Origin of the sequence: Pseudobutyrivibrio sp., assembly GCF_015057185.1 — a bacterium.
GTDB lineage: Bacteria > Bacillota > Clostridia > Lachnospirales > Lachnospiraceae > Pseudobutyrivibrio.
This window is the reverse complement of sequence record NZ_SVEV01000034.1, coordinates 22,614-34,003: the sequence shown is the minus strand read 5'-3', so window position 1 is coordinate 34,003 and position 11,390 is coordinate 22,614. Positions and strand designations below refer to the sequence as shown.

Sequence of the window (11,390 nt, the reverse complement as noted above, 5' to 3'; positions counted from 1 at the left end):
TCGTTCGACTTGCATGTGTTAAGCACGCCGCCAGCGTTCATCCTGAGCCAGGATCAAACTCTCATGTTAAAAAGTTTAATTCCGAATCAGTATAAAACTGACTTGTTTACTGCAAATGTAAGAATCAAAGATTCTTACTAGACAACGATTTTCAAAGAAAATCATTGTCGTTTAATAAAGGTTTTGTTTCTTCTTAGAAACTAAATGAATTTCAAGGATACATGTAATTCACAATCTTTTCAAAGAAAAGGTTGTGTAAGTAACAAGCTTGCTTGTTACCAATTAACTTGTATTAATTCAAGGTTTGTTTCACTGTTCAGTTATCAATCTACTTTTTCGTTTTGCTCTGTGTGACTTGCTGTCCCTCAGTGCTTGATTATAATATCACCCATAATCTCTAGTGTCAACGGGTTTTTCGCTTTTTTATTAAAGTCCATCATTTCAAGGAATAATAGCTTTTTGTTTGAATTGTGCCGCTAATTTATACAATTACATCTTCGATGAAATCTAGTACTTGAATAAACGAAACAATGAACACATCTTTGCTTGCTGGGTTCTCTATAAAGTAATCTTCTATAGCAACATTATGTATGTCACCATTATCATCTAGTTGCTTCACAATACGAAGGACACATTTGTCACCACGTTTGTGAGCCTCTAAAAGATTCCTTCTATTAAAAGCATTCTCTACAGCATCCTTAGATTCAGGAACTGTTATATCAACAATACGTTTTAGGCAATCATCATATGCACCTGTTTCCGGAATAATCATATTGAGAAAGTTCTCACGTCGCATGAAGGTATAAGAATTCTTACTTATATTTGCGAACTTTATTAATTGAAACTTTTTATATACAGATTCTATTAGCACTCTTACTTGCTCGAATACAGCCGCATCATTCTCAAATGGTTCCATTGAGCTGACTTCCACTGGAGCTTCATCAGTACACATATGTAAGAATTCATTTTTAGGAACTGGTTTTGAAAATAAAAAGCCCTGTATGTAATCACAGTCACAAGTGTTTATAAATTGAAGCTGCTCTTTTGTCTCAACTCCCTCTACTACTGTAATCAAATTTAATCTATGAGCAAAATAGAATATTGACTCAAGCGCAACACGTCCTTTTTTTGTTTGGCAATTATCATTTAAAAATGACCTATCTATTTTTAGCACTTTTGCTGGAATGTCTTTTACAAACGATAAGGATGACATGCCTGAGCCAAAATCATCTATTAAAACTAAATAACCAGCGCGCTCTATATCATTAACCCATTGGATTACCTGATTTTTATCTGCAGCTATGTTAGATTCTGTTATCTCTATTCCAAGATACTCTTTTTCTATTCCATATGTTTCTATAAGTGCATCTAGCTTGGAAACAAACAATGGATCATTTGCATGCTCGCGGCCAAAATTTACGCTGATACGAACGGCATTAGCTCCCAGCGCTTTTATAGTTCTACATGTTTCCTCTGCTACAAACCAATCAACAATACCAACCTGCCCTCTTTCTTCTAAATCAGGAATAAATTTACTTGGTGGAACAATTGTACCGTCGTTCTTGACCCATCTTACAAGGGCTTCTGCTCCGCCTATTACTCCCTTCTTTGCATTATATTGTGGTTGATAAAAAGCTTGTAGCTCATGACTCTCCATGGCAGCTACTATGTCTTGTAATAAAGTATCTTTCATTATACTAATTATCCTAAACGTTATATAAAACACACACTAGTAAACTGCAACAGTATAATATCACTATTTTAACCTGTCAATATTTTATTTTTCATATTTCAAAGTGTTAAAATACAAATATGACACACATTTCTTCTATATTAACATGTAATTACTAATTAGGAGGCTTATTATGATTTGGATTCTAATGTTTGTAGGTTCTATTGCAGCTTCAATCTTTGGAATTATTTATATGACAAAATCGATTTCTAGATTTAGTGCCATCAAGAATAATATAATTGCCTTCATATTAATAATTGCTGTATTCATCTTTTTTGCTTTTAAACTGACATGGATGAATGCGCTCCTTATTACAATTTATACTACCCTTTTCTTTCTACTCTTCGGTTTAATTGGTTTCATCATTGGGAAACTAAGTAAGCACTCATTCCGCGTCTACTGGCAGGGTTGGCTTGCGCTTTTTTCTTCTATTATATTTCTAGGTACAGGTTACTACCTGTGTTTTTCTGTTGTTGAAACTGATTACCAGCTCACAACCAATAAGGATTTGGGGGCTTTAAAAATTGCTCTAATCACAGATTCTCACATAGGTACTACATTCGATGGTGAAGGCTTTGCCGCACATATTAAAACAATTTCTTTACAAAATCCTGATTTGCTTATCATTTCAGGAGATTATGTTGATGATGATACAAAACGCGTGGATATGGAAAAGGCTTGCGAAGCACTTGGTGATACCAACTTTAAATATGGTGTATGGTTCGCTTATGGCAACCATGACAAGGGCTATTTTGATAGTAGAGATTTTTCAGCCGCTGATTTAGAAAATGCTCTAATACAAAATGGAGTCCATATTCTAGAAGATGAATATGAACTCGTTGATAATCTTTTTTATATTGTAGGTAGAGCAGATAAAAATACTACTCCTAATCGTGCGTCAATCCAGGAGCTTTTAAGTGACATAGATGAAAACAAATATATAATCGTAATCGATCACGAGCCTGCTGATTATGCCGCTGAAGCCGCTTCCGCGGCTGATTTAGTTTTATGCGGACACACACATGGTGGTCAGATGATTCCTATTACTCATTTTGGCGTATTATCTGGTATTGACGATAGCACTTATGGTTTAGAAACACATAATGATACCAATTTCATTGTATCCTCAGGCATTTCTGATTGGGCCTTATATTTTAAAACAGGCACACGCTCTGAGTATGTAATAATTGATATTAATGGCAATTAATAGCTAAAGCTTGAAGAATCTTCTTACAATATTTATTCCTATTTTATAAGGTAATGGACGTACAACTTTATCAGCTTCTTTAATTACCTTTCTTATTGGAATACTTTGTGGACAATGTTGCTCGCATTTTCCACATCCTATACATTGGCTAGCAAAAGCTGGTTCACTTTTTAAGCCAACTGTTTGGGCATATTCAAATCTAGCAGCTGATTTGCTCTCCAAGGTTGTCATGTTATAGCATCTAAACAATGCAGGAATATCTACACCTTTTGGGCAAGGCATGCAGTACCGACATCCGGTACAACCTACTAATTCTGTTTCTTGAATTGCCGCTTTGACTTCATTAATTAAACCGAAATCATTTTCATCAAACTCTCCTGCCTTCACATTAGATGCGATGCGGCAGTTTTCCTCAACCATTTCTACTGAATTCATTCCAGATAAGACACATGTAACTTCAGGTTGATTCCATAGCCATCTCAAGCCTAATTCAGCAGGTGAATAGCCCTTATTGTATGCTGCGACAGCTTTTTTGGCTTTTTCAGGCAATAGGTTAACCAATTTACCACCTCTTAAAGGCTCCATAATAACCACAGGAATGCCTTTTTCAGCCGCATGCTTTAATCCTCTTGCTCCTGCTTGTGTATGCTCATCCACATAGTTGTATTGAATCTGACAAAAATCCCAATCATAGGCATCAAGTATTCCAATAAAATCTTCTGTATTTCCGTGGTATGAAAACCCTATATTTCTTATTTTGCCAGATTCTTTCTTTTCTCTAATCCAATCTGCTATTCCAAGACTTTCTAATTTAGTCCATTGGTTTATTGCAGTCATATGATGCATTAGATAATAATCGATATAGTCTGTTTTTAAACGTTTTAATTCTTCCTCAAAATATTTGTCCAAGGAGTCTTTATTCTTAACAAGATACTGAGGCAATTTTGTGGCGATATTAACTTTATCACGAATCTGATTACGCTCCAATATTTCTCCCAAAGCAGCTTCGCTGCCTGGATATACATATGCAGTATCATAGTAGTTGATTCCTGCATCAAAAGCTTTTAATATTTCTTTTTCTGCTTTATCAATGTCGATAGAGCCGGCTTTTGTTGTAAATCGCATACAACCATATCCTAAAATTGATATAGCTTCCCCATTTCTATTCTTTCTATATTCCATGGCACCCTCTGTAATAATAACTTCTTTATCAATATTGAACGCAATCTAATTGTATCACATCTATAATTTTCTTCAATAATTATATAAACCTCAATAACCTCTATAATTAACTCTCTTTATTTCTCACTATTCTTTTTTTGGTCCTTGTTATATATTACTGTTTATAATATTATATCCGGGTGTATTTTTTTAAGAGGAGTGATGTTTATAATGAGAATCAAAGATGTTATTGAAAAATTAAGCCAATACGACCCAAATACAGAAATAGTAATTAATGTTGACGATCATTTTGTTTGTCCCAAGATTGAACGTACTATTGTTCCTTATAAACACGACTACAATGGAATCTCTTATAAGGATGAAGCCATTGTTTTTTCCAATAATTAAAGTTAATTAGTTTCATATATATTTCTAATGCTATCATGATATAATGATAGCATTATTATTTTATTAAGGAGAATTATTATGAAGCTTGCTGTTCTTGGTACTGGAAAAATCGTTACGGAAGCTCTAGTGGCTATGGCGCCAATTGAAGAAATATCTATAAATGCAATCTTTGCTAGGCCACACAGTAAAAACAAAGCCGAAGGATTTGCGGAAAAATATAGTATAAAAAGCATTTTTACTGATTATGACGAGCTTATTAAGAATGCTGATATTGACACAGTATACATAGGCTTAATTAATAGTGTTCATTATGAATACGCTAAGAAGGCTTTAGAGAATAATTTAAATGTAATTCTAGAGAAGCCTTTTGTTGGCAAACTTTCTGAGGCTATTGAGCTTGCTGAAATTGCGAAAGCTCATAATTGCTTCTTATTCGAGGCTATTACAGTCTTACATAACGAAGTTTTCAACAAAATGAAAACTGATTTACCTAAGCTCGGAAATATAAAAATGGTAATTGCCAACTATTCTCAATACTCTAGTCGCTATGATAGATATTTGAATGGTGATGTTGACTATTCCTTTGATCCAAGCTCTTTAGGTGGTTCTTTAAGAGATATAAATATATACAATATACATTACGTTGCTGCATTATTAGGCCTACCAGAAAATGTCCAGTATTTTCCTAATAGAGGATTTAATGGTATTGATACTTCTGGAGCTTTGGTACTTACTTATCCCACATTTACTGCCGTATGTATTGGCGCTAAGGATTCAGATAGCCCTTGTTTTGTTTCAGTTCAAGGGGAAAAAGGCTATATGAAAATTGATGGCAAGCCAAATACAGCGCCAAATCTCACTGTTGTTACCTACGATAGTGCTGATGATTCTACAAAAAAGGATTCTTCTGGTTCTAAGGTTAGAGCAGCTGCTGTTGATGAATTTATCCCAGCACCAGTCCATCATAGAATGACTCAAGAATTCAAAGATTTTGCTCGTATTATTGCCGAGAATGATATTGCAGCTGCTAATAATTATTTAGAAGAAAGCCTTGATGTTATGCGAATTCTAGATTCTGCTTTTTAAATCTAATTTTCAGTTTTCCATCACATTACAAACAGGTAGACTACAAAAACAGGTTATATTATTACATCATCGCAAGAGCGATAAAAACTTTTTCATATATCATTCTCCCAAAAAGGCTGCTGGCGGGCAGCCTTTTTATTTTGTAAAAAACCGTTCTCTGATTGTTTGGCATCTGCCTAGCATTCAAAGAACGGTATATTTTTAGATATTATTAATTATAAGTGATTAGCAACGCACACTAAAGTGAATGAACCTTTACTTAATAGTGTGCCTTCTTCGTCTGTAACGTCCACATCTACAACACATAATTTTCTGGTCCTGCTAACTACTTTTCCTTTTGCAATCATTCTCCCACCATGTGGAGCTTTAATAAAGTAATAGCTTGATTGTTGAGTGACATACTGCCTTCCATCTGCTCTTGATGAATAACCTGCGCATGTATCCGCCAAGGAAAAATGTGCGCCTCCATGGGCTATTCCTAAAACATTTAATGTTTCTGGAACTATATCAATATGAGCAGTGGCTCCATTAATATCTACCTCATCTATCACAATATGATTGTGTTTTACAAACTCATTAGCATCTATTGATGGCTTTAGCATAGCAAGTATTTCTTCATTCATGTCATTATCCTTTCAGGTCTTTTTGTATTACTATGCTATAGGTCACTGTAGAATGTGTCAATATTTTGTTCAGGAAGTTGAACTGGATCCCATCCCGTATCTTGGTATTCTATAATATCAAGGTCATTTGCAAATACATAATTTGCAATAATCTGAGCTCTGATCTTTTCTTTTTCATCTGAATTTGATAATAGTTCCATAAAAGCATCATAGTTTTCACCAAACAGCTCTTTCGCACTGGAATCAAAATTACTTCCATCTTCCACTTTATCAAATCCTGTAACTTCATAACCATCATCAGTTTGCTTTATATGTATTACGCCTGGGAAATCACCACCTGCAGTACACTCCAAAGTTTGACCATTCAGTTTGTAACTGAAAATCCAATAATCTCCATATACTAACTGATCATCTTTATTGTTTTCGTCTATATTGATGATACTGATACTAGGAATTAATACTCCAGCATTATCAAAATGTTGACCTAAATCCTCAACCACATATCCATATAATACTGAATAGAAAAGCTCTGGGCCTGGGTACTCATACGCTGGCAATGTATCTACAATCTCTTCTTCCTTTGTTTCTTCTGCTTGACTTTCTTCAACTGTCGGTGTCACTTCTTCCTTATTTTCCTCCTGTTGAGTACTTGTTTCACTTTCTAAATTCTCTTTGTTTCCACATCCAACTAATGAACTAAATGCAAAAGTCATTGTTAGAATAGTCACTAATATTCTCTTATTCATGATCTACCCCCTGTACAAATTGGCATTGATTTTGCTTTTTCTAGGTTTTATGTTAGTGTTTATGTATGAAAAAATTATGTTTTTGCGAAGAATTGATAAAATATTTCAGTCTATCCGTTTAATATAGCTTTGTAACATCCATATGCATCCCTACAGGCGTTTTTAATTCCATGCTCTAGCAAACATGCTATAAGCTATTAAATAGGAAAATTTGCCGTTTTAGGCCATCTATAGTTCTTTTAGTTCTTATTATGATTTAAGTTATTATAACTCTATTTGTTATAATAGTTTTCATATTCCTTTTAGCCGTCTTTGTTAATATAGTTATTTAACATATCTTATGTATTTTAGTTCTGTCTAATATTTTTATTACATCATTTCCTTTATTGCCTTGTTTTATTTTTATTATATATGTGATTTACTTTCTCTTTGTTATTTGTTTTATTTATATTATTTATTTGCTTTTAATACCTTGTTGTACTTTTATTATTTTATTTCTTTATATTACTTATTATCATTTATTACTTTTTGATACATTATATACATATAGTCTTTCATTGGATTATTGCATTTATTGGGTTTATAGTATATAATTTCATTTGTATATTTAAGTACTAGAAATGCTATTGAATATTTTAGTGCCTTAAGATATTTATTATGTGTTATGTGTTATATTTAAATAACAGCAAACAATGAGTTTGTATAAGATTCATAAATATATGACATGATTTATAGGAGACCTATTAATGAAAACAATTGCAATATGTATAGGAAAAGGTGGCCAGTGGAAAACATCATTAACTTGTAATATGGCATACCTATTAAAAGAGAAAGGCTACAATGTACTAGTTATTGATTGTGATACTCAGGGAAACGCTTCTTTGACATTTAAAGCAGACATGAATGACGCAACTTTGTATGACTGCTGGGTAGAAGAAAGAAGACCAATGGATCCAATGGATTGCATTCAACATACAGAGCTTGGCGATATAATCGTTGCAGACTCCTTATTATCAAACTTAAATTCCATGATTATGGATCCAGGAAGCAATTTAGTATTTACATCGCTAAAAGAAAAAGTATTCAATAAGCTTCAAGGCTATGATTATGTTTTACTTGATTGTCCACCAGATTTAACAGGCTCAATCAACAAGTCAGTTTTAGCCTCTGTAGATGAAGCACTTATCCCATTAGTAGGAGATGCTTATTCTATTCAAGGATTAGCTAACCAATATAAGTTAATTCAGTCTTTAGCCCATGGTGAAACAGCAATCAACCCAGACTTAAAGGTAAATGGATTTGTCGTAACAAACTACACAACAAATAGAAATGTTAAAAAAAATCATTACGAAAATGCTGTTGCAATAGCTGAAAAAATGGGCACAAAGGTTTATAAGCAGTATATTAGAGCTTGCAAGGATGGCGAGCTTGCAATTGATAATAGAGAAGCTGTAGTAAAATCAAAGCCTTGGTGTAATAGTTCAATTGATTACAAAGCATTTGTAGAAGAATTTTTAGAAAGTGAGGGCAAATAATGGCACGATCAGTATCAGGTGATGGATTTGGCGTATCTGTACAAAAACCAAAAAACTCTAGTACATTAGACTTGTTCGACAATTTAATGGCAGACACCACACCAGCCGTAGAACCTCCTCAGAAAAAAACAGTAGAAAAGAAAGCTGTTAGTACAGAAAATAAAAAAGCTGCTACAAAGGAAAAATCTACAGTAGAGAAAACTGTAGCAGAAAAAGCTGCCCCATTACAAAAGAAAAAGGCTCCAGCAAAGAACTCAAAAGTTGTTGAAACAAGATACACCCAGCCAAGAAAATCTATTACTATTTCAGTATTAGAAGATGAAGATATGTTCCTTAGATTCAATGCCGCTAGAAAAGGCGTTTCTCGACAGGATTTATTAGAAAATCTATTTACAGATGAGATTGATAAGGTTAACAAAAATGAAATACCTTCTTTTGAGGAAATTAAGCCTTTCATGAAACAATTAAAGGAACCAACTAGATTTACAGCTATGTTGCAGTCTGACTTAATTGAAGATATTAAATCAAGTGCTAGTAAAGTAGGTTTACGTCCAACATCATGGATGGCATATGTAATACATAAATATCAAGAAAAAGAAAATATGTAATATAGACAGGAGCATTGCTATGAAAATAGTTTATGTTCCTGTTTTTTGCTGGCTAAAAGTATATATATGTATATTAAGTGTATAGTATGTATAGCAGAGGTTGAAAAAACGCCATAAAATCAAGGAAAAATCCATATTTGATGTGGCAAAAAATCAACTAAAGCTGGCGGGAATTCCACTAACTATGGCGACAAGTCAACCAACGCTGGCAAAAATTCCACCATATGGCAGAAATTCCACTAAGTAGTGGCAAGGAGTTGATTTGCCATTGATAATAGGCGTTAAAAATGACAAATTAGCCTAAAAATTCAATAAAATAGGTGAATAATTGATATAGAATTATACAAATGGCAAAATTTCCACTAAAAATGGCAAATTAAACATGTGCCATATAGGCCACACATGATGGCAAAATTTCCACTAAAAAATCCCGTAAAATCGAGGAAATTAAATAATATGTATGTTTGGATGGCAAACAAAGTCGTTGCCATTAGATATACATGGTGGCAGAAATTCCACTATTTTAAATAGGGTAAAAAAAGCCTTTATTTAAAGGGGTTTGTAATAATAGTAAAATCCATTTTGATGGCAAAAAATCCACTAAATTATATCTGAAGAAATGGAATGGCAAAAGTTCCACTAAGTTTTGAACGTAAGTTGTTGCGAGGAAATGTAGGTTATCTTATAATGATGGCATGGCAAATTATTATCATGCCATTATTATAGGGAGATAAATATGGCAATTCGTAAGCAGGATGAAAATGGAAACTACAGAGAGATAGATCCCGCAACAGGTATGTTCTATGATGATGAATATCCATTAGGAAGCCAATTGGGACAAGTGGAGCATCAAACAGTAGCAACTAGCACAGGTCGTGTTGTTGATACTTATGAAGTTAGAGCTGACATAGTTGATGAAAATGGAAATGCTATTATCAATGAAGATGAAGCAAAGATTATAGAATTTGTTAAAGAAGCAGTTTCTATTGAAAATCTTGTAGAAACATTCAATGATAATTCCCATGAGACGCTGCTAAAGTTGTTAGCACTTCAAGATAATAAACATCCATTAAAGAAGGGCGGAATAGGCATTGCATATAGAACAGATGCCCTTATTATGCATTGTAAAATGGAGTTTACTTCTGATGAGAATATAGTATTTGATGCAATTTTAGGGACAATGTCTTCATTTCCGGAGAACAAAACATATAAAATTGAGCCATCTACATTTGCCAAGTATTCAAGACATGAAGATCCCAAATATATATATAAGATTTTTAAGAAGGGCGCAGTAAAATTAAAGGAACGACATTTAATTTTTGCTGACCTAGGTCCTAATGGTGATGATGAAATCGAAATTCCTTGGTTTAGTATTTTAAGACATCATAAAGGTAATCGAGGAGAAGAAGCATATATAGAGTTTGCGCCAACGGATTTCTTTAAAGATTTGGCTTTATGTTCAAGAATTGTTCATGGTGCTTATGGACAGTTAGAAGTAATTACCCAATTACAAGGAAAATATACGATTGCTTTATATTGGTATTTAGAGAATAGGAAACGATATAAAGAGTATCCAGCTGCCACACCGGGAATGTTTGATATTTCAGTTGAAGAGTTAAAGCATCAATTCTCTATTCCTGAAAGCTATCCAAAGGCAGAAATAGATAGACGTGTATTATCACCAGCAAGGAACAGTATCAATTCTGTTGCAGAATGTGATTTTACATTTGAGTATGAAGCAAGATATGAAAGCAATAAACATGTGGGGTATCGTTTTAAAATTCAGGAAAAGAACTATATAGATACCACCGCAAAAATTGTAGATGTTATAGAAGAAAAGGAAACAGATCCATTGGAAGAGCAATTGAAATTATTTTTCAATGCTTCAAAGATACAGTTTACTGATGAGGAAATCTCAAGAATCTTCCAATGTGCAAAGCGTAATGATAAAGATGCAGTCTATATGATGCAGATTATTCCTGAATTCAAAAGAAGACTTGATGATACCTCAAAAGAAATTATTAATGATAAAGTTGGTTATATCTGTTGGATGATTGAACAAGGTGGAAGCGCTAAAAAACAAACTAGCACCGACCAAGCTAAGAATAGGAATTCATTCAATAATTTCCAGGAACGACAGTATAATAAAGATGATTGGTCGAGATTAATGGAGGCAAAACTCAACTAATAAAAAACAGAATATTGCGGACTTTTACCACGCCAGTTGTAGCTAAAATGCTGTAAACTGGCGTATTTTTTATGAAAAATGTATGTTGATTCTGTG

The 11,390-nt window shown here is 33.5% G+C and carries 10 protein-coding genes and 1 rRNA gene; 6 read left to right on the top strand and 5 right to left on the bottom strand.

Annotated features, from left to right (window positions below):
* Both E7276_RS12755 and E7276_RS12750 read right to left on the bottom strand, forming a co-directional pair.
* Window positions 1-69 (bottom strand): 16S ribosomal RNA (locus E7276_RS12755); the annotation flags it as partial.
* Window positions 70-481: 412 nt separating this feature from the next.
* A complete protein-coding gene (locus E7276_RS12750; RefSeq protein WP_294218315.1) occupies window positions 482-1,693 on the bottom strand; it encodes an EAL domain-containing protein in 1,212 nt (403 codons plus the stop codon).
* Between the two features lie 172 nt (window positions 1,694-1,865).
* Here E7276_RS12750 and E7276_RS12745 point away from each other — a divergent pair, with 172 nt between their 5' ends.
* On the top strand, window positions 1,866-2,939 hold the full coding sequence (locus tag E7276_RS12745) for a metallophosphoesterase (protein WP_294218312.1): 1,074 nt from the start codon (window positions 1,866-1,868) through the stop codon (window positions 2,937-2,939).
* 3 nt (window positions 2,940-2,942) lie between these two features.
* Here E7276_RS12745 and E7276_RS12740 read toward each other — a convergent pair whose 3' ends face one another.
* Window positions 2,943-4,121 carry an aldo/keto reductase gene (locus E7276_RS12740; protein WP_294218309.1) on the bottom strand — a complete coding sequence of 393 codons (1,179 nt, stop codon included), beginning with the start codon at window positions 4,119-4,121 and terminating at the stop codon, window positions 2,943-2,945.
* A gap of 210 nt (window positions 4,122-4,331) precedes the next feature.
* On the opposite strand from E7276_RS12740, the gene E7276_RS12735 reads away from it, so the two are divergent.
* Together E7276_RS12735 and E7276_RS12730 are read left to right on the top strand one after the other, a co-directional pair.
* Window positions 4,332-4,508: a hypothetical protein gene (locus E7276_RS12735; RefSeq protein WP_294218306.1), complete on the top strand. Its 177-nt coding sequence runs from the start codon at window positions 4,332-4,334 to the stop codon at window positions 4,506-4,508.
* 78 nt (window positions 4,509-4,586) lie between these two features.
* Window positions 4,587-5,594 carry a Gfo/Idh/MocA family protein gene (locus E7276_RS12730; RefSeq protein WP_294218303.1) on the top strand — a complete coding sequence of 336 codons (1,008 nt, stop codon included), beginning with the start codon at window positions 4,587-4,589 and terminating at the stop codon, window positions 5,592-5,594.
* Window positions 5,595-5,809: 215 nt separating this feature from the next.
* Here the strand turns inward: E7276_RS12730 and E7276_RS12725 are convergent, their stop codons facing one another.
* A complete protein-coding gene (locus tag E7276_RS12725) occupies window positions 5,810-6,217 on the bottom strand; it encodes a PaaI family thioesterase (protein ID WP_294218301.1) in 408 nt (135 codons plus the stop codon).
* 35 nt (window positions 6,218-6,252) lie between these two features.
* The gene (locus E7276_RS12720; RefSeq protein ID WP_294218299.1) at window positions 6,253-6,963 is read right to left on the bottom strand and encodes a hypothetical protein; all 711 of its coding nucleotides are present in this window, start codon (window positions 6,961-6,963) and stop codon (window positions 6,253-6,255) included.
* A 746-nt stretch (window positions 6,964-7,709) separates the two neighbouring features.
* On the opposite strand from E7276_RS12720, the gene E7276_RS12715 reads away from it, so the two are divergent.
* From E7276_RS12715 to E7276_RS12705, 3 genes are all read left to right on the top strand, one after another.
* Complete coding sequence (locus E7276_RS12715; RefSeq protein ID WP_294218296.1) at window positions 7,710-8,498, top strand: ParA family protein; 789 nt, start codon at window positions 7,710-7,712, stop codon at window positions 8,496-8,498.
* Window positions 8,498-9,106 carry a hypothetical protein gene (locus E7276_RS12710; RefSeq protein WP_294218294.1) on the top strand — a complete coding sequence of 203 codons (609 nt, stop codon included), beginning with the start codon at window positions 8,498-8,500 and terminating at the stop codon, window positions 9,104-9,106. Before E7276_RS12715 ends, E7276_RS12710 begins: the two co-directional genes overlap by 1 nt.
* 736 nt (window positions 9,107-9,842) lie before the next feature.
* Window positions 9,843-11,294, top strand: a complete 1,452-nt coding sequence (locus E7276_RS12705; protein ID WP_294218291.1) for a replication initiation protein — start codon at window positions 9,843-9,845, stop codon at window positions 11,292-11,294.
* Window positions 11,295-11,390 lie beyond the last annotated feature (96 nt).